The following is an 18,653-nucleotide window of genomic DNA, read 5'->3' as shown; positions in this document are numbered from 1 at the left end:
ATAGCCACAACCTGTGGGAGCGAGCCTGCTTGCGAAGAGGTCTGACAGTCGACGGGGAGGTTGACTGCCAGGCCGCTATCGCGAGCAAGCTCGCTCCCACACAATCTCGCTTGCACAGAGGTTTTCAGCCTGCCATTGCCAGTCGATTACGGCCTTCGCGCTTGGCCACGTACAGTGCGCTGTCAGCCCTGCGCAGCAGGCTTTCCGATGATTCCCCCGGTAGCAGGGTGGCGCAACCCAGGCTGACCGTCAGCTCGATCCTTGTGCTCGCGGCGAAATAATCCTGGGCCTGGGCGGCGTAGCGCAGTCGCTCCCCGACCATGGCCGCAGCATCCCGGCTGGTATTGGCCAGCAGGATCAGAAACTCTTCACCGCCGAACCTGAACACCATGTCCACGTTGCGCAGTTGGCCCTTGATCGACTCGGCCACGGCCTTGAGCACTTCGTCGCCAACGCCGTGACCATGGCTATCGTTGATGCGCTTGAAATGGTCGATGTCGAGCATCAGCACCGACAAGGGTTGCGAATGACGCTTGGCCATGTCGATTTCACGCATCAGCGTCTGGTCCATGGCAATGCGGTTGCCGGTGCCGGTCAGCGGATCGCGCAGGGCGCTCTGGGTGGCGGCCCGATAGAGCAATGCGTTGCGCAGTGGATACAGCAGCGTCGACATGCTGGATTCAAGGTCGCTTTGTTCGGCTTCGGTGAAGCGCTGGTTGCGACGGAACACCAGTTCGCCCAGGTGTTCGCCTTCATGGCTGAGGTTATAGCTGAGGGTGTGATGCCCGCGTTGCCCGAACTCCAGGCGCAAATCACTGGCTTTGTGCTGGTAAGCCAGCGCATCCAGGGGCACCAGCCGCTGGATTTCCCGGAAAAACAGGCCGAGGATTCGCTGTGGCTCCAGGCTGGTCTGCAGCTGTTGGCTCAGTTGCTGGCGCAATTGCGCAAGACTGACGGAGCGTGCCGCGAGCGGCGATGGCTGGCCAAGACCCAGACGCTGCAATTTGGCGCTGTCGAAGTCAATCGCGTTGATCTGGGTGGGCGTTTTCATATGGCGTTAGCCCCTAAGCTAAATCTGTCCTGGCAGGTTGGGTGTGGCGGCTTTGGGCTGCGCGTCGTACTGGTCCTTCAGTCCCGTAGGACACTGATTTGAGTTTAGTCTGCTTTCCCTGGCAGGCATAAGTCTCGTCCCAACGTCCACTACTTGCCGAACATGGCATGTTTGAGGAAGTTTAGAGCGAAAGTCGTGCCATTCGGTTCACTTCAATAAAAACCGCTTAGGAATCAATTTATTAGCGGCAAATAGCGATATTTCCAGCGACGTGGGTTTGGCGGTTCGCTTGGTTGGGCATCGAATGGAGCCTGCATCGCGACGGTAAGTCGTCGCGATGCAGGCCGTGGCCATTATTGGGCGTTGAACGCCTGGCCATTGACGCCGGTGCTGTCCGGGCCCATGAGGTACAGGTAGACCGGCATGATCTCCTCGGGCGTCGGATTGTTGAGCGGGTTCTCCCCCGGGTAGGCCTGGGCTCGCATGCTGGTGCGGGTGGCACCGGGGTTGATGCTGTTGGCGCGCACGGCGGCGACGGTGTCGACTTCGTCGGCCAGGGTCTGCATCAGCCCCTCGGTGGCGAACTTGGACACGCCATAGGCGCCCCAGTACGCCCGGCCCTTGCGCCCGACGCTGCTGGAGGTGAACACCACGGACGCATCCTGGGACAGCTTGAGCAGGGGCAGCAAGGTGCTGGTAAGCATGAACATCGCGTTGACGTTGACGTGCATCACCCGCATGAAATTCTCACCGGACAACTGTTCCAGCGGTGTACGCGGGCCGATGATCGAAGCGTTGTGCAGCAGGCCGTCCAGATGACCGAACTCGGTTTCGATCATGGCCGCCAGTTCATCGTACTGATGAGGCAGCGCGGTTTCGAGGTTGAACGGGATCACCGCTGGCTGCGGATGACCGGCCGCCTCGATTTCATCGTAGACCTGGGTCAGGTTGGCTTCGGTCTTGCCCAGCAGCAGCACGGTGGCGCCATGAGCGGCATAGGCTTTCGCCGCTGCGGCACCGATACCGCGACCGGCGCCGGTGACCAGAATCACCCGGCCGTTGAGCAGGTCGGGGCGGGCGGAATAATCAAACATAAAAAACCTCAACAATTAGAGCAGCACAGTACCGGTGACGAGGAAGCTTTTGTGGCAAAGAGGCTTTTGTGGCGAGGGAGCTTGCTCCCGCTCGGCGGCGCAGCCGTCGTCCAGGGGACCGCTTCGCGCTCCAGCGGGAGCAAGCTCCCTCGCCACAACGGCTCAGTTCAGCAACTGCACAACGCGTTATCCAGCACTTCACGCAGCGCCGAGGGGTGGTCGATCACGACGTCCGCGCCCCAGTGCTTCGGGTTGTCGTCCGGGTGGATGTAGCCGTAGGTCACCGCGCAGGTCTTGGTACCGGCGCTGCGTCCGGACTCGATGTCCCGCAGGTCATCGCCCACGAACAGCACGCTGGCCGGATCCAGGTCGAGCATCTTGCAGGCCAGGGTCAGCGGTTCCGGGTCTGGCTTGCTGTTCTTCACGTGATCAGGGCAGATCAGCACTTTCGAGCGCTCGGCCAGGCCCAGTTGCTGCATGATCGGCTCGGCGAAACGCACCGGCTTGTTGGTGACCACGCCCCAGATCAGGTTGGCCGCTTCGATATCGGCCAGCACCTCGGCCATGCCGTCGAACAAATGACTGTGGACCGCGCATCCCTTGAGGTAGCGGTCGAGGAACTCCTGGCGCAGTTCCTCGAACCCCGGTGATTCAGGGTCCATGGAAAAGGTCACCGCGACCATCGCCCGGGCACCGCCGGAAATCTCGTCGCGAATGTGCTGCGTGTTCATCGGTGGCAAGCCACGGTCAGCGCGCATGGCCTGGCAGATGGCGATGAAGTCCGGCGCGGTGTCGAGCAGCGTGCCGTCCATGTCGAAGAGAACCGCTTTGAGACGCATCGACTTACTCCTCGCGCAGGGTCTGGATCATGTAGTTGACGTCAACGTCGGCGGCCAGCTTGTAGTGCTTGGTCAGCGGATTGTAGGTCAGGCCGATGATGTCCTTGACGGTCAGCCCGGCCGCGCGGCTCCAGGCGCCCAGTTCGGAAGGGCGGATGAATTTCTTGAAGTCGTGAGTGCCGCGCGGCAGCAGCTTCATGATGTATTCGGCGCCGATGATGGCGAACAGGTAGGCCTTCGGGTTGCGGTTGATGGTGGAGAAGAACACCTGGCCGCCGGGCTTGACCATACGGAAGCAGGCGCGGATGACCGACGACGGATCCGGCACGTGCTCGAGCATTTCCAGGCAGGTGACCACGTCGAATTGGCCGGGCATTTCTTCGGCCAGGGCTTCGGCGGTGATCTGCCGGTATTCCACGCTGACACCCGACTCCAGCTGATGCAGTTGCGCCACGGCCAGTGGCGCTTCGCCCATGTCGATGCCCATCACCGTCGCCCCGCGCTGGGCCATGGCTTCGCTGAGGATGCCGCCGCCACAACCGACGTCGAGCACCTTCTTGCCAGCCAGGTTGACCCGTTCGTCAATCCAGTTGACCCGCAGCGGATTGATGTCGTGCAGCGGTTTGAATTCACTTTCACGGTCCCACCAGCGATGGGCCAGGGCTTCGAATTTGGCGATTTCGGCGTGGTCGACGTTGCTCATGTGCAGATCCTCGAAAAGCTTGAAAAATCAGGTGCCCCGAGCCGTGGCTCAAGGGGCGTGGTTATTCGTTGTGGCCGCTGATGCGGCGACCCCAGGCCTGGGCCGTGGCGATCAGTCTTGATTCGTCCATGCGGGTCAGTCGGCCATCCTCCAATAACGGCTTGCCGCCCACCCACAGGTGTTTTACGCAATCGCGACCGGTGGCATAGATCAACTGCGACACCGGGTCGTAGATCGGCTGCTGGGCCAGGCCCGACAGATCGAAGGCCACCAGGTCGGCGGCCTTGCCCACTTCCAGCGAGCCGACAATCGCCTCGATGCCCAGCGCCCGGGCGCCATTGAGCGTGGCCATGCGCAGCGCCCGGTGGGCATCCAGGGCCGTGGCCGAGCCGGCGACGGCCTTGGCCAGCAGGGCCGCGGTGCGGGTTTCGCCCAGCAGATCCAGGTCGTTGTTGCTCGCCGCACCGTCGGTGCCGAGCGCCACATTGACGCCGGCCTGCCACAGGCGCTCCACTGGGCAGAAACCGCTGGCCAGCTTCAGGTTCGATTCCGGGCAGTGGATCACGCTGCAGTTGCTTTCTACCAGCAAGGCCTGGTCTTCGTCGCTGATTTGAGTCATGTGCACGGCCTGAAAGCGTGGCCCCAGCAGGCCAAGTCGTCCCAGGCGCGCCAGCGGTCGCTCCGCGGTGTTATCCACAGCCTGCTGCACTTCGAAGGCGGTTTCGTGAACATGCATATGAATGGCCGCGTCCAGTTCCTCGGCGATCACGCGGATTTTCTCCAGGTTCTCGTCGCCCACGGTATAGGGGGCGTGCGGGCCGAATGCGACTTTGATCCGTGGGTGGTGCTTGAGGTCGCCAAACAATTCGATGCCCTGACGAATGGCTTCGTCGGCGCTGGCGGCACCGGGGATCGGGAAATCGAGGATTGGAATCGCGATTTGCGCACGAATACCGCTGTCGTGGACACACTCGCTGGCGATCTTGGGGTAGAAATACATGTCGGAGAAGCAGGTGATGCCGCCCCTGATCTGTTCGGCGATGGCCAGGTCGGTGCCGTCGCGTACGAAATGCTCATCGACCCATTTGGCTTCCGCCGGCCAGATGTGCTGTTCGAGCCAGGTCATCAAAGGCAGGTCGTCGGCCAGGCCGCGGAACAGGGTCATGGCTGCGTGGCCATGGGCATTGATCAGGCCGGGGCTGAGCAGCATGCCGGGCAGCTCACGGACCTGGGCGGCGTCACACCGGAGGGCTTCTGCCCGTGGACCGATGAACGCGATGCAGCCGTCGCGAATGCCCAGGCCATGATCCTTGAGCACTACACCGGCGGGTTCGACAGGCACCAACCAGGTCGGCAGCAATAATAAGTCGAGCGCAACGGCAGGCTTGGGCATCGTGGAACGGTTCCATGGGGTATAAAGGATGGCGAAGTATACCCGAGCGTCTTCGCGGAGGGATCGCTATAATCGGCGGCTTTTGTTCATGAGTACGGGGTGAAGGATGCGCGATCGACTATTGGCTGCGGAGAAGGTGAAGGCCATCGATTGGCGTGATGGCGTCCTGTACCTGTTGGACCTGCGTGTCTTGCCGTCCGAGGAAAACTGGATCGCCTGCACCTGTGCCGCCGATGTGGCCGAGGCCATTGGCTCGCTGGTGGTGCGCGGAGCGCAGGCCATCGGCATCAGCGCGGCTTATGGTGTCGTGCTGGCGGCGCGGACCAGGGTGGCCGAGGGCGGTGACTGGCAATCGGCCCTGGAGGCTGATTTTGCCTTGCTGGCCGAGGCCCGGCCGACAGCGGCGAACCTCTTCTGGGCGCTGGATCGGATGCGCGACCGGTTGGGGCGCTTGAAAGAGCACGCCGAGCCGCTGGCGGTACTTGAGGCTGAAGCCATCGCGATCCACGAAAGTGACCGCGAAGCCAACCTGACCATGACCCAGCTCGGTGTCGACCTGATCCGCAAGCACCAGGGCAACGCCCAGGCCATCCTCACCCACGGCAACACCGGCGCCCTGGCGAGCGGTGGCTTCGGCACGGCCTTGGGTGTCATCCGTGGCGCGTATATCGAAGGCATGGTGGAGCGCGTCTATGCCGACGAAACCCGTCCATCGCTGCAAGGCTCGCGCCTGACGGCGTGGGAGCTGGCCCGAGAGAGCATCCCGGTGACCCTCAACGCCGATTCCGCCGCTGCCCATATCATGAAGACGAAAGGTGTGACCTGGGTGATTGTCGGTGCCGACTGCATCACCGCCAATGGCGATGTGGCGAACAAGATCGGTACCTATCAACTGGCGGTCTGTGCCATGCACCATGGCGTGCGTTTCATGGTGGTGGCGCCGAGTTCGACCATCGACATGAGCCTGGCCTGCGGTGATGACGTTCCGGTCGAGGAGCGCGATGGGCGTGAACTGCTGGAAATCGGCGGCAAGAGGCTGGGTGGGGAGGTGGAAGCCTTCAACCCGACGTTCGATATCACCCCGGCGGATTTGATCGACGTCATCGTCACGGAGAAGGGCATCATCGAGCGTCCGGACACCGCCAAGCTGGCGCAGTTGATGTGCCGCAAGCGGTTGCACTGAAGATTTCCAGAGGGTGATCTGCCGCCATCGCGGGCAAGCTCGCTCCCACAGTGGACAGGGCATGTCTGAAATTTCGGACATTAAGAGTCCTTGTGAGCGAGCTTGCTCGCGATAAGGTCCTCAAAGGCAACAAATGCCTTGCATTTTCGCCCTGATTCTCCATCCGCAGCGCTTCTAAGCCCCTCTGGTCCCATATCAGCCTGTCACCGGTCAACTAACTACGCACCATGCGCATCTGGGGGATAGGTGCGTGGCGGCTCTTGTGATAACATCCGGCGGTTTCCAAGGCTGCCTCGCGAGGTGGCCTTTACTGCGCAGATCCATGGCATAACTCGTTGATTTGTCGTAAGTCGCTGCACGGCACTTGTTCTGCAGCGGCGAGCTTCGTTCGTCCCATCTGGATGTGACGAGGTTTCACCAGAAAAAGGAATCAGGCTTCTCATGGGCGAACTGGCCAAAGAAATCCTCCCGGTCAATATCGAAGACGAGCTGAAACAGTCCTACCTCGACTACGCAATGAGCGTAATCGTCGGGCGGGCGCTGCCGGATGCGCGCGATGGCTTGAAGCCCGTGCACCGGCGCGTGCTGTTCGCGATGAGCGAACTGGGCAACGACTTCAACAAGCCGTACAAGAAATCTGCCCGTGTCGTCGGCGACGTGATCGGTAAGTATCACCCCCACGGCGACACTGCCGTGTACGACACCATCGTTCGTATGGCGCAGCCATTCTCCTTGCGCTACCTGCTGGTAGACGGCCAGGGCAACTTCGGTTCCGTGGACGGCGACAACGCCGCGGCCATGCGATACACCGAAGTGCGCATGACCAAGCTGGCCCACGAACTGCTGGCCGACCTGCACAAGGAAACCGTGGACTGGGTGCCGAACTACGACGGCACCGAAATGATCCCGGCGGTCATGCCGACCCGTATCCCGAACCTGCTCGTCAACGGCTCCAGCGGTATCGCCGTGGGCATGGCGACCAACATCCCGCCGCACAACCTCGGTGAAGTCATCGACGGTTGCCTGGCCCTCATCGACAATCCCGAGCTGACTGTCGATGAGCTGATGCAATACATTCCGGGTCCGGACTTCCCGACCGCCGCGATCATCAATGGTCGCGCCGGCATCATCGAAGCCTACCGCACCGGCCGTGGCCGTATTTACATGCGCGCCCGTTCCACCGTCGAAGACATCGACAAGGTTGGCGGCCGCCAGCAGATCGTCATCACCGAGCTGCCGTACCAATTGAACAAGGCTCGCCTGATCGAGAAGATCGCCGAGCTGGTGAAAGAGAAGAAGCTCGAAGGCATCACCGAGCTGCGTGACGAGTCCGACAAGGACGGCATGCGCGTCGTGATCGAGTTGCGTCGTGGTGAAGTGCCTGAGGTGATCCTCAACAACCTCTACGCCCAGACCCAACTGCAAAGTGTGTTCGGCATCAACATCGTTGCGCTGATCGACGGCCGTCCGCGGATCCTGAACCTCAAGGACCTGCTGGAAGCTTTCGTACGTCACCGTCGCGAAGTGGTTACCCGCCGCACCGTGTTCGAACTGCGCAAGGCTCGCGAGCGTGGCCACATTCTTGAAGGCCAGGCCGTTGCCCTGTCGAACATCGACCCGGTGATCGCCCTGATCAAGGCCTCGCCAACGCCGTCGGAAGCCAAGGAAGCGCTGATCAGCACGCCTTGGGAGTCCAGCGCGGTGGTGGCGATGGTGGAGCGTGCCGGTGCCGATTCGTGCCGTCCGGAGAACCTCGACCCGCAATACGGCCTGCGCGAAGGCAAGTACTTCCTGTCCCCGGAACAGGCGCAAGCCATCCTGGAACTGCGCCTGCACCGCCTGACCGGCCTGGAACACGAGAAGCTGCTGGCCGAGTACCAGGAGATCCTCAACCAGATCGGCGAGCTGATCCGCATCCTCAACAGCGCCACGCGCCTGATGGAAGTGATCCGCGAAGAGCTGGAAGTGATCCGCGCCGAGTACGGCGACGTGCGTCGCACCGAGATTCTCGATGCGCGCCTCGACCTGACCCTGGGCGACATGATCCCGGAAGAAGAGCGCGTGGTGACCATTTCCCACGGCGGCTACGCCAAGACCCAGCCGCTGGCCGCCTACCAGGCCCAGCGTCGCGGCGGCAAAGGCAAGTCGGCTACAGGCGTCAAGGACGAGGACTACATCGCTCACCTGCTGGTTGCCAACAGCCACACCACGCTGTTGCTGTTCTCCAGCAAGGGCAAGGTGTACTGGCTCAAGACCTACGAAATCCCCGAAGCGTCCCGCGCAGCCCGTGGTCGTCCGCTGGTCAACCTGCTGCCGCTGGACGACGGTGAATACATCACCACCATGCTGCCGGTGGAGGAATACACCGAAGGCCACTACATCTTCATGGCGACCGCCAACGGCACCGTGAAGAAGACCCCGCTGGAATCCTTCAGTCGCCAGCGTAGCGTCGGCCTGATTGCCCTGGAGCTGGACGAAGGCGACGTGCTGATTTCCGCCGCCATCACCGACGGCGAGCGTGAAGTCATGCTGTTCTCCGACGGCGGCAAGGTCACTCGCTTCAAGGAATCCGACGTTCGCGCCATGGGCCGTACCGCCCGCGGTGTGCGCGGCATGCGCCTGCCGGAAGGCCAGAAGCTGATTTCCATGCTGATCCCAGAAGAGGGCAGCCAGATCCTCACCGCTTCGGCGCGTGGTTATGGCAAGCGCACGGCCATCAGCGAGTTCCCTGAGTACAAGCGTGGCGGCCAGGGCGTGATCGCCATGGTCAGCAACGAGCGTAACGGTCGTCTGGTTGGCGCTGTCCAGGTGCTCGATGGCGAGGAGATCATGTTGATCTCCGACCAGGGTACCTTGGTGCGTACGCGGGTCGCCGAAGTCTCGAGCCTGGGTCGTAACACCCAGGGCGTGACGCTGATCAAGCTGGCCAGCGACGAAACGCTGGTAGGGCTTGAGCGGGTGCAGGAGCCATCGGAAGTCGAAGGCGAGGAGCTGGAAGGCGAGGAAGGCGTGGCGTTCGACGGCACCCTGGGTGCCGATGTCGACGACATGACCGGTGACCAACCGCTCGACGCTGCCGCAGACGAAGAAGAACCGCAGGACTAAGCGGACACGCGGGGGGCGGATGAAGATTCGCCCCCTTGTTGTTTGTCCCGTTTAAAAATTTGCGACACTGCACATTCTCCTGTGGGGCTGATGCTGCTCACTTAAGGTTTGTTTGATTCATTGTGGCGAGGGAGCTTGCTCCCGCTTGGGTGCGAAGCGCCCATAGAATGGGTCTGCTGCGCAGCCCAGCGGGAGCAAGCTCCCTCGCCACAGGTTCAGGGCAATCCTTACATGAGCGGTAGCTACCATCGGGTGATGGGTGAATGAAGATTTAAGTGACCACCAGATCAGAGCGAGATTGGATGTGAGCAAGAGAGCCTATAACTTCTGTGCCGGCCCGGCGGCGTTGCCTGAAGCGGTCCTGAAGCGTGCCCAGGGTGAACTTCTCGACTGGCACGGCAAGGGCCTGTCGGTCATGGAAATGAGCCATCGCAGCGATGAGTTCGTATCCATTGCCACCAAGGCCGAGCAGGACCTGCGTGATCTGCTGAACATCCCGTCCAACTACAAGGTGTTGTTCCTGCAGGGCGGCGCCAGCCAGCAGTTCGCCCAGATCCCGTTGAACCTGCTGCCGGAAAGTGGCAAGGCCGACTACATCGACACCGGTATCTGGTCGCAGAAAGCCATCGAAGAAGCTTCGCGCTACGGTCACGTCAACGTGGCTGCCACCGCCAAGCCCTACGACTATTTCGCGATTCCCGGCCAGAACGAATGGAACCTGTCCAAGGACGCGGCCTACGTTCACTACGCGCCGAACGAAACCATCGGTGGCCTGGAATTCAACTGGATCCCGGAAACCGGCGACGTGCCATTGGTGGCCGACATGTCCTCGGACATTCTCTCGCGCCCTGTGGATATCTCCCGTTTCGGCATGATCTACGCCGGCGCCCAGAAAAACATCGGCCCTAGCGGCATCCTGGTCAGCATCATTCGTGAAGACCTGCTGGGGCGTGCCCGTTCCCTGTGCCCGACCATGCTCAACTACAAGGTCGCGGCCGACAACGGCTCGATGTACAACACTCCGCCGACCCTGGCCTGGTACCTCTCTGGCCTGGTATTCGAATGGCTGAAGGAGCAGGGCGGTGTCGAGGCCATCGGCAAGCTCAATGAAGTCAAGCAGCGCACGCTGTATGACTTCATCGACGCCAGCGGCCTCTACAGCAACCCGATCAACAAGACTGATCGTTCGTGGATGAACGTGCCATTCCGCCTGGCCGACGACCGTCTGGACAAGCCGTTCCTGGCCGGTGCCGACGAGCGTGGACTGCTGAACCTCAAGGGCCACCGTTCGGTCGGTGGCATGCGTGCCTCCATCTACAACGCCGTCGACATCAACGCCGTCAATGCGTTGATCGCCTACATGGCAGAGTTCGAGAAGGAACATGGCTGATGTCTGAGCAAGAACTCAAGGCGCTGCGCCTGCGCATCGATGCCCTGGACGAAAAGGTCCTGGAGCTGATCAGCGAGCGTGCGCGCTGCGCCCAGGAAGTCGCCCGGGTGAAGATGGCCTCCCTGGCCGAAGGCGAAGTGCCGGTGTTCTATCGTCCTGAGCGTGAAGCCCAGGTGCTCAAGCGTGTCATGGAGCGCAACAAGGGGCCGTTGGGCAACGAAGAGATGGCGCGGTTGTTCCGCGAAATCATGTCCTCGTGCCTGGCGCTCGAGCAGCCGCTGAAAGTCGCCTACCTGGGGCCGGAAGGGACCTTCACCCAGGCCGCCGCCATGAAGCACTTTGGTCACGCCGTGATCAGCAAGCCAATGGCGGCCATCGACGAAGTCTTCCGTGAAGTGGCGGCCGGCGCGGTGAATTTTGGCGTGGTGCCGGTGGAAAACTCTACCGAAGGCGCGGTCAACCACACGCTGGACAGCTTCCTCGAGCATGACATGGTGATCTGCGGCGAAGTCGAGCTGCGTATCCACCATCACCTGTTGGTCGGCGAGAACACCAAGACCGACAGCATCAGCCGGATCTATTCCCACGCCCAATCGTTGGCCCAGTGCCGCAAGTGGCTGGACGCCCATTACCCGAACGTCGAGCGCGTAGCGGTATCGAGCAACGCCGAAGCGGCCAAGCGGGTCAAGGGTGAGTGGAACTCGGCGGCGATCGCTGGTGATATGGCGGCCGGCCTCTACGGGCTGACGCGCCTGGCCGAGAAAATCGAGGATCGCCCGGACAACTCCACGCGGTTCCTGATGATCGGCAGCCAGGAAGTACCGCCGACCGGCGACGACAAGACGTCGATCATCGTCTCCATGAGCAACAAGCCCGGCGCGCTCCATGAACTGCTGGTGCCGTTCCACGACAACGGTATCGACCTGACGCGGATCGAGACCCGTCCGTCGCGCAGTGGTAAATGGACCTACGTGTTCTTCATCGATTTCGTCGGCCACCACCGCGATCCGCTGGTAAAAGGTGTGCTGGAGAAAATCAGTCAGGAAGCAGTGGCACTCAAGGTGCTGGGTTCCTACCCCAAGGCAGTTCTTTAAGGGCGGATAGCAAATGAGTGGCAACTTCCTCGCTCTGGCTCAGCCAGGCGTGCAACAACTCTCGCCTTACGTTCCGGGCAAGCCCGTCGACGAACTGGCCCGCGAGCTGGACCTGGATCCGGCCAGCATCGTCAAGTTGGCGAGCAACGAAAATCCGTTGGGCGCGAGCCCCAAGGCACTGGCGGCGATCCGCGACGAACTGGCCGAGCTGACCCGTTACCCCGATGGCAATGGGTTTGCGTTGAAAAGCTTGCTGGCCGAGCGCTGTGGCGTCGAGCTGAACCAGGTGACGCTGGGCAATGGCTCCAACGACATTCTTGAGCTGGTGGCGCGTGCGTACCTGGCGCCGGGTCTCAACGCCGTGTTCAGCGAGCACGCGTTTGCGGTCTACCCGATCGCGACCCAGGCCGTGGGCGCGGATGCCCACGTGGTTCCGGCCAAGGACTGGGGGCACGATCTGCCGGCCATGCTGGCCGCCATCGATGCCAACACGCGGGTGGTCTTCATTGCCAACCCGAATAACCCGACCGGCACCTGGTTCGACGCCCAGGCCTTGGACGACTTCCTGCAAGACGTGCCCGCGCACGTGCTCGTGGTGTTGGACGAGGCCTACATCGAATACGCCGAAGGCAGCGATTTGCCCGATGGCCTGGATTTCCTCGCGGCCTACCCGAATCTGCTGGTTTCGCGCACGTTCTCGAAAGCCTACGGCCTGGCCTCGCTGCGGGTTGGCTATGGCTTGTCCACCGCCGTGGTGGCTGATGTGCTTAACCGCGTGCGCCAGCCATTCAACGTCAACAGCTTCGCCCTGGCAGCCGCCTGTGCCGCCTTGCAGGATGAGGCCTACCTGGCCGAAAGCCGTCGCCTGAACGCGGCCGGCATGCAGCAGTTGGAAGCGGGGTTCCGTGAGCTGGGCTTGAGCTGGATTCCATCCAAAGGCAATTTCATCTGCGTCGACCTGGGGCGTGTCGCTGCGCCGGTGTACCAGGGGCTGCTGCGCGAAGGCGTGATCGTGCGTCCGGTGGTTAACTACGGCATGCCGAACCACCTGCGCGTCACCATAGGCCTGCCAGCGGAAAATAACCGTTTCCTTGAGGCGTTGAGCAAGGTTTTGGCTCGTGGTTGATGTCACTTCGCTGCAACCTGCTGCCCCTATGATCGGTCGCCTGGTGGTGGTCGGCCTGGGGTTGATTGGCGGTTCGTTTGCCAAGGGCTTGCGTGAAAGCGGTCTGTGCCGCGAGGTGGTCGGTGTCGATCTGGATCCGCAGTCGCGCAAGCTGGCCGTGGAGCTGGGGGTGGTCGATCGCTGCGAGGATGACCTGGCGATCGCTTGTCAGGGCGCGGACGTGATCCAATTGGCGGTGCCGATCCTGGCCATGGAAAAACTGCTGGCGCGTCTGGCGACCATGAACCTGGGGCAAGCGATCCTGACCGACGTCGGCAGCGCCAAGGGCAACGTCGTGCGTGCGGCCACCGAGGCCTTCGGCGGGATGCCGGCGCGCTTCGTGCCCGGCCATCCTATTGCCGGTTCCGAGCAGAGCGGGGTGGAAGCCTCCAACGCCGAACTGTTTCGTCGCCACAAAGTGATCCTCACGCCGCTGGACCAGACGGATCCAGCCGCGCTGGCGGTGGTGGACCGTTTGTGGCGCGAACTGGGCGCCGATGTCGAGCACATGCAGGTCGAGCGTCACGATGAAGTGTTGGCGGCCACCAGCCACTTGCCGCACCTGTTGGCGTTCGGCCTGGTGGATTCGTTGGCCAAACGCAATGAAAATCTTGAGATCTTCCGTTACGCTGCCGGCGGTTTCCGCGATTTCACGAGAATCGCTGGAAGCGACCCGGTCATGTGGCACGACATCTTCCTCGCCAACCGCGAAGCTGTCTTGCGCACACTCGATACATTTCGCAGTGACCTCGACGCCTTGCGCGACGCGGTCGATGCAGGGGACGGGCACCAATTGCTGGGCGTTTTCACACGCGCCAGGGTGGCCCGCGAGCATTTCAGTAAAATCCTGGCCCGTCGGGCCTATGTGGACGCTATGAACTCCAACGATCTGATTTTCCTGGCACAACCTGGTGGCTCCCTGAGCGGGCGTATTCGTGTACCGGGCGATAAATCGATTTCCCACCGTTCGATCATGCTCGGCTCCCTGGCCGAAGGTGTGACCGAAGTGGAAGGTTTCCTCGAGGGCGAAGACGCCTTGGCGACGCTGCAAGCGTTTCGCGACATGGGGGTGGTCATCGAAGGTCCGCACCACGGTCGTGTGACCATCCATGGTGTCGGCCTGCACGGCCTCAAGCCTGCTCCGGGGCCCATCTACCTGGGTAACTCCGGGACCTCGATGCGCCTGTTGTCCGGCCTGCTGGCCGCGCAAGACTTCGACAGCACCCTGACCGGTGACGCCTCGCTGTCCAAGCGCCCGATGAATCGCGTTGCCAATCCGTTGCGGGAAATGGGCGCGGTCATCGAGACGGCCGCCGACGGTCGTCCGCCGATGATCATTCGTGGTGGCAACAAGCTCAAGGGCCTGACCTACACCATGCCGATGGCCAGCGCGCAGGTAAAATCCTGCCTGCTGCTGGCCGGTCTCTACGCCGAAGGCAAGACCACCGTCACCGAACCGGCCCCGACCCGCGACCATACCGAGCGCATGCTGCGCGGCTTCGGCTACCCGGTCACGGTCGATGGCGCCACGGCGTCCGTCGAGTCTGGTAATAAGCTGACCGCGACCCACATCGAAGTGCCGGGTGACATCTCCTCGTCGGCATTCTTCCTGGTGGCCGCCTCGATCGCCGAAGGCTCCGACCTGGTGCTCGAGCATGTCGGCATCAACCCGACCCGCACCGGCGTTATTGACATCCTGCGCCTGATGGGCGCTGACATCACCCTGGAAAACCAGCGTGAAGTCGGCGGCGAGCCGGTGGCGGACCTGCGCGTACGAGCAGCTAAACTCAAGGGTATCGAGATTCCGGAGGCGCTGGTTCCGCTGGCCATCGACGAGTTCCCGGTGCTGTTCGTGGCGGCTGCCTGTGCAGAAGGGCGCACCGTATTGACGGGCGCCGAAGAGCTGCGGGTCAAGGAGTCGGATCGCATCCAGGTGATGGCTGATGGCTTGCTCGCACTGGGCGTCAAGTGCCAGCCAACGCCGGACGGCATCATCATCGACGGCGGCCAGATCGGCGGCGGCGAAGTCCATGGTCACGGTGACCACCGCATCGCCATGGCCTTCAGTGTTGCGTCTTTGCGCGCCAGCGCGCCGATTCGCATCCATGACTGCGCCAACGTCGCGACGTCGTTCCCGAACTTCCTGGCGCTGTGCGCCCAGGTCGGTATCCGAGTAGCACAAGAGGCGCAGTCGTGAACATCAAGGCACCGGTCATCACCATCGATGGCCCAAGCGGTTCGGGCAAGGGCACCGTCGCCGGGATCCTGGCCAGGCAGTTGGGCTGGAACCTGCTCGATTCGGGTGCCTTGTATCGTCTATTGGCGTTCGCTGCCGCCAACCATGGCGTCGACCTGACCAACGAAGAGTTGCTCAAGGCGCTGGCGGCTCATCTGGACGTGCAATTCATTGCCGCGACCGACGGTCAGCTCCAGCGCATCATTCTGGAAGGTGACGAAGTCAGCGACGTCATTCGTACCGAAAGCGTGGGTGCCGGGGCCTCCCAGGTCGCCGCGCTGCCAGCGGTACGCGAAGCCTTGCTGCAACGCCAGCGTGCCTTCCAGGAGCCGCCGGGGCTGGTGGCCGATGGTCGCGACATGGGTACGGTGGTCTTTCCTGACGCGCCGCTGAAGATTTTCCTCACCGCCAGTGCGGAGGAGAGGGCGCGTCGTCGATATTTGCAGTTGAAGGGCAAAGGCGAGGATGTTAGTCTGTCGAGTCTGCTAGATGAGATCCGTGCACGCGATGAGCGTGACACCCAGCGCGCAGTAGCCCCGCTCAAGCCGGCGGCCGACGCGATACAGCTGGATTCCACGGAGTTGTCCATCGATCAGGTGCTGCAACGCATCATGAGCGAGATCGCCATTCGCGATATCGCCGGGTGACCAGGAAGCTTCGCAGGGGACCAGTCATAGTCCTGCGATGCTTCTTTTATATGAAACTAACCCACATCGTCTGGGATGTGGAGGCGGGCGTATTCTTCGCCCTAATCAACAGGAATTAAAATGAGCGAAAGCTTTGCGGAACTCTTTGAAGAAAGCCTGAAAACCCTGAACCTTCAGGCAGGCTCCATCATCACCGGTGTTATCGTTGATATCGATTACCAAGCTCGCTGGGTAACCGTTCACGCTGGTCTGAAGTCTGAAGCACTCATCCCGCTTGAGCAGTTCTACAACGACGCTGGCGAACTGAACATCAACGTCGGTGACGAAGTTCACGTTGCGCTGGACTCGGTTGAAGATGGCTTTGGTGAAACCAAGCTGTCCCGTGAAAAAGCCAAGCGCGCTGAATGCTGGATCGTTCTGGAAGCGGCTTTCGCAGCTGAGGAAGTGGTCAAGGGCGTTATCAACGGTAAGGTTAAAGGCGGCTTCACTGTCGACGTTAACGGCATCCGTGCGTTCCTGCCAGGTTCCCTGGTTGACGTCCGTCCAGTGCGCGATACCACGCACCTGGAAGGCAAAGAGCTGGAATTCAAGGTCATCAAGCTGGACCAGAAGCGCAACAACGTTGTCGTTTCCCGTCGCAGTGTCCTGGAAGCCGAGAACTCCGCCGAGCGTGAAGCTCTGCTGGAATCGCTGCAGGAAGGCCAGCAGGTCAAGGGTATTGTCAAGAACCTCACCGATTACGGCGCATTCGTCGATCTGGGTGGCGTCGATGGCCTGCTGCACATCACCGACATGGCCTGGAAGCGTATCAAGCATCCTTCGGAAATCGTCAACGTTGGCGACGAGATCGATGTCAAGGTTCTGAAGTACGATCGCGAGCGCAATCGTGTTTCCCTGGGCCTCAAGCAACTGGGTGAAGATCCATGGGTCGCTATCAAAGCCCGTTACCCAGAAAGCACCCGCGTCACCGCTCGTGTTACCAACCTGACCGACTACGGCTGCTTCGCTGAGCTGGAAGAAGGCGTTGAAGGCCTGGTACACGTTTCCGAAATGGACTGGACCAACAAGAACATCCACCCTTCGAAAGTCGTACAAGTCGGCGACGAAGTGGAAGTCATGGTTCTGGACATCGACGAAGAGCGTCGTCGTATCTCCCTCGGCATCAAGCAGTGCAAGTCCAACCCATGGGAAGACTTCTCTGGCCAGTTCAACAAGGGCGATAAAATCTCCGGCACCATCAAGTCGATCACCGATTTCGGTATCTTCATTGGTCTGGACGGCGGCATCGACGGCCTGGTTCACCTGTCCGACATCTCCTGGAACGAAGTGGGCGAAGAAGCCGTGCGTCGTTTCAAGAAGGGCGACGAGCTGGACACCGTTATCCTGTCGGTTGACCCAGAGCGCGAGCGCATCTCCCTGGGCATCAAGCAACTGGAAAGCGATCCGTTCTCCGAGTACGTTCAAGAGAACGACAAAGGCGCAATCGTTAAGGGCATCGTGAAAGAAGTTGACGCCAAAGGCGCCATCATCACTCTGGCCGACGATATCGAAGCGACTCTGAAAGCCTCCGAAATCAGCCGTGACCGCGTTGAAGACGCGCGCAACGTTCTGAAAGAAGGCGAAGAAGTAGAAGCCAAGATCATCAGCGTTGACCGCAAGAGCCGCGTAATCCAGCTCTCCATCAAGTCGAAAGACGATGCTGAAGAGAAAGAAGCAATCCAGAGCCTGCGCGACAAGCCAGCTACCTCTGACATTGCTGCTGGTCCTACCACTCTGGGCGACCTGTTGCGTGCACAAATGGAAAAACAGAACTAAGTTCTGTCAGACCATAGAAAAAGGGCGACTTCGGTCGCCCTTTTTTGTGCCTGCGAAATGTCAAGATTCTCTGCAAGCTGCTGCCGATGGCAGAGTTCATTCGGGACGCTGCGAAACCAACCCATCAACCCAGCTGTCTCTTTTATGAAGCGGATCAATAATCTATTCAGGGCGTGGCTCCGACTTGTATAAATGATCGATCCGGACCTCTGTCTAAAGGAACTGAATGAACAAGCTCTTTCTGGTGTTGAGTATCTTGGTGCTGGCCGCTTGCTCTACAAGCGCCAAGACCCACGCAGTGCATGGTGTCAGTGGTATCGAGGTCGACTGCTCGGGATTGGGTTCCGGTTGGGAGAAGTGCCACAAGAGGGCCGCAAGAGAGTGTAAGGGGGCTGGCTACAAGGTGATTACCCGATCCGACGACGCGAAGGATGAAGATCAGTACCCCTTTGGTTTCAATCCGGCTGGCTATCTGACTCGTACGATGCTGGTCATCTGTCGATAGCATCTCCCTGCTTGCGCACAAAGAGGCGGTAGGGGAGTCAAGAAGAATGTCAATACTTGGGCTGTTCAAATCCCTCCGGTCATGCTAAAACCTTTTCAAGCGATTTTCCTAGCTGCTTGAAAAAGAAGGGAAAAATATGACGAAGTCGGAGTTGATCGAACGAATTGTCACCCATCAAGGGCTACTCTCATCCAAGGATGTGGAGCTAGCCATCAAGACCATGCTTGAACAAATGTCCCAGTGCCTGGCTACGGGGGATCGCATCGAGATCCGCGGTTTCGGCAGCTTCTCCCTGCACTACCGCGCTCCGCGGGTTGGGCGCAACCCCAAAACGGGCCAGTCCGTCAGCCTTGATGGAAAGTTCGTTCCTCATTTCAAACCAGGCAAAGAGCTTAGGGATCGTGTGAATGAGGAGGAGGGGGATGAGCTCTGA

At 60.9% G+C, this 18,653-nt stretch carries 15 protein-coding genes; 10 read left to right on the top strand and 5 right to left on the bottom strand.

Features of this window, described 5'->3' with window-relative positions; all coding sequences use genetic code 11:
- Nucleotides 1-124: 124 nt before the first annotated feature.
- From TK06_RS12730 to TK06_RS12710, 5 genes are all read right to left on the bottom strand, one after another.
- Entirely contained in the window at nucleotides 125-1,051 is a 927-nt protein-coding gene (locus tag TK06_RS12730; protein WP_063322363.1) for a GGDEF domain-containing protein, read from the bottom strand.
- Between the two features lie 353 nt (nucleotides 1,052-1,404).
- Entirely contained in the window at nucleotides 1,405-2,145 is a 741-nt protein-coding gene (locus TK06_RS12725) for a YciK family oxidoreductase (protein ID WP_018602937.1), read from the bottom strand.
- 167 nt (nucleotides 2,146-2,312) lie between these two features.
- Nucleotides 2,313-2,984 carry an N-acetylmuramic acid 6-phosphate phosphatase MupP gene (gene mupP / locus TK06_RS12720; RefSeq protein ID WP_063322362.1) on the bottom strand — a complete coding sequence of 224 codons (672 nt, stop codon included), beginning with the start codon at nucleotides 2,982-2,984 and terminating at the stop codon, nucleotides 2,313-2,315.
- 4 nt (nucleotides 2,985-2,988) lie between these two features.
- The gene (gene ubiG, locus TK06_RS12715; RefSeq protein ID WP_063322361.1) at nucleotides 2,989-3,687 is read right to left on the bottom strand and encodes a bifunctional 2-polyprenyl-6-hydroxyphenol methylase/3-demethylubiquinol 3-O-methyltransferase UbiG; all 699 of its coding nucleotides are present in this window, start codon (nucleotides 3,685-3,687) and stop codon (nucleotides 2,989-2,991) included.
- Nucleotides 3,688-3,748: 61 nt separating this feature from the next.
- The gene (locus TK06_RS12710; RefSeq protein ID WP_063322360.1) at nucleotides 3,749-5,080 is read right to left on the bottom strand and encodes a TRZ/ATZ family hydrolase; all 1,332 of its coding nucleotides are present in this window, start codon (nucleotides 5,078-5,080) and stop codon (nucleotides 3,749-3,751) included.
- Nucleotides 5,081-5,186: 106 nt separating this feature from the next.
- On the opposite strand from TK06_RS12710, the gene mtnA reads away from it, so the two are divergent.
- From mtnA to ihfB, 10 genes are all read left to right on the top strand, one after another.
- Nucleotides 5,187-6,263 carry an S-methyl-5-thioribose-1-phosphate isomerase gene (gene mtnA, locus TK06_RS12705; RefSeq protein ID WP_063322359.1) on the top strand — a complete coding sequence of 359 codons (1,077 nt, stop codon included), beginning with the start codon at nucleotides 5,187-5,189 and terminating at the stop codon, nucleotides 6,261-6,263.
- A 441-nt stretch (nucleotides 6,264-6,704) separates the two neighbouring features.
- Complete coding sequence (gene gyrA / locus TK06_RS12700; RefSeq protein WP_063322358.1) at nucleotides 6,705-9,368, top strand: DNA gyrase subunit A; 2,664 nt, start codon at nucleotides 6,705-6,707, stop codon at nucleotides 9,366-9,368.
- Between the two features lie 304 nt (nucleotides 9,369-9,672).
- Entirely contained in the window at nucleotides 9,673-10,758 is a 1,086-nt protein-coding gene (gene serC, locus TK06_RS12695) for a 3-phosphoserine/phosphohydroxythreonine transaminase (protein ID WP_003199231.1), read from the top strand.
- Complete coding sequence (gene pheA / locus TK06_RS12690; protein WP_003199233.1) at nucleotides 10,758-11,852, top strand: prephenate dehydratase; 1,095 nt, start codon at nucleotides 10,758-10,760, stop codon at nucleotides 11,850-11,852. The genes serC and pheA overlap by 1 nt, the downstream gene beginning before the upstream one ends.
- A gap of 13 nt (nucleotides 11,853-11,865) precedes the next feature.
- Entirely contained in the window at nucleotides 11,866-12,978 is a 1,113-nt protein-coding gene (gene hisC / locus TK06_RS12685; RefSeq protein WP_063322357.1) for a histidinol-phosphate transaminase, read from the top strand.
- Between the two features lie 28 nt (nucleotides 12,979-13,006).
- Nucleotides 13,007-15,214 (top strand): bifunctional prephenate dehydrogenase/3-phosphoshikimate 1-carboxyvinyltransferase, encoded by a 2,208-nt coding sequence (locus TK06_RS12680; protein WP_063322356.1) that lies wholly within the window; start codon nucleotides 13,007-13,009, stop codon nucleotides 15,212-15,214.
- Nucleotides 15,211-15,900: a (d)CMP kinase gene (cmk, locus tag TK06_RS12675; protein ID WP_014337227.1), complete on the top strand. Its 690-nt coding sequence runs from the start codon at nucleotides 15,211-15,213 to the stop codon at nucleotides 15,898-15,900. The genes TK06_RS12680 and cmk overlap by 4 nt, the downstream gene beginning before the upstream one ends.
- A 120-nt stretch (nucleotides 15,901-16,020) precedes the next feature.
- Complete coding sequence (gene rpsA, locus TK06_RS12670) at nucleotides 16,021-17,715, top strand: 30S ribosomal protein S1 (RefSeq protein ID WP_014337228.1); 1,695 nt, start codon at nucleotides 16,021-16,023, stop codon at nucleotides 17,713-17,715.
- Between the two features lie 226 nt (nucleotides 17,716-17,941).
- Nucleotides 17,942-18,220 carry a hypothetical protein gene (locus tag TK06_RS12665; RefSeq protein WP_063322355.1) on the top strand — a complete coding sequence of 93 codons (279 nt, stop codon included), beginning with the start codon at nucleotides 17,942-17,944 and terminating at the stop codon, nucleotides 18,218-18,220.
- Between the two features lie 136 nt (nucleotides 18,221-18,356).
- Nucleotides 18,357-18,653, top strand: coding sequence for an integration host factor subunit beta (gene ihfB, locus TK06_RS12660; RefSeq protein ID WP_003199243.1), 297 nt, complete (start codon nucleotides 18,357-18,359; stop codon nucleotides 18,651-18,653).

This window comes from Pseudomonas fluorescens, from assembly GCF_001623525.1.
Taxonomy (GTDB): Bacteria; Pseudomonadota; Gammaproteobacteria; order Pseudomonadales; family Pseudomonadaceae; genus Aquipseudomonas; species Aquipseudomonas fluorescens_Q.
This window is presented reverse-complemented; position numbering and strand designations above follow the sequence as displayed.

What these genes read in the sequence shown, in the direction of transcription:
- TK06_RS12730 (WP_063322363.1), bottom strand. Translation starts at nt 1,051, where the DNA reads ATGAAAACGCCCACCCAGATCAACGCGATTGACTTCGACAGCGCCAAA.
- TK06_RS12725 (WP_018602937.1), bottom strand. Translation starts at nt 2,145, where the DNA reads ATGTTTGATTATTCCGCCCGCCCCGACCTGCTCAACGGCCGGGTGATT.
- mupP (WP_063322362.1), bottom strand. Translation starts at nt 2,984, where the DNA reads ATGCGTCTCAAAGCGGTTCTCTTCGACATGGACGGCACGCTGCTCGAC.
- ubiG (WP_063322361.1), bottom strand. Translation starts at nt 3,687, where the DNA reads ATGAGCAACGTCGACCACGCCGAAATCGCCAAATTCGAAGCCCTGGCC.
- TK06_RS12710 (WP_063322360.1), bottom strand. Translation starts at nt 5,080, where the DNA reads ATGCCCAAGCCTGCCGTTGCGCTCGACTTATTATTGCTGCCGACCTGG.
- mtnA (WP_063322359.1), top strand. Translation starts at nt 5,187, where the DNA reads ATGCGCGATCGACTATTGGCTGCGGAGAAGGTGAAGGCCATCGATTGG.
- gyrA (WP_063322358.1), top strand. Translation starts at nt 6,705, where the DNA reads ATGGGCGAACTGGCCAAAGAAATCCTCCCGGTCAATATCGAAGACGAG.
- pheA (WP_003199233.1), top strand. Translation starts at nt 10,758, where the DNA reads ATGTCTGAGCAAGAACTCAAGGCGCTGCGCCTGCGCATCGATGCCCTG.
- hisC (WP_063322357.1), top strand. Translation starts at nt 11,866, where the DNA reads ATGAGTGGCAACTTCCTCGCTCTGGCTCAGCCAGGCGTGCAACAACTC.
- TK06_RS12680 (WP_063322356.1), top strand. Translation starts at nt 13,007, where the DNA reads ATGATCGGTCGCCTGGTGGTGGTCGGCCTGGGGTTGATTGGCGGTTCG.
- rpsA (WP_014337228.1), top strand. Translation starts at nt 16,021, where the DNA reads ATGAGCGAAAGCTTTGCGGAACTCTTTGAAGAAAGCCTGAAAACCCTG.
- TK06_RS12665 (WP_063322355.1), top strand. Translation starts at nt 17,942, where the DNA reads ATGAACAAGCTCTTTCTGGTGTTGAGTATCTTGGTGCTGGCCGCTTGC.
- ihfB (WP_003199243.1), top strand. Translation starts at nt 18,357, where the DNA reads ATGACGAAGTCGGAGTTGATCGAACGAATTGTCACCCATCAAGGGCTA.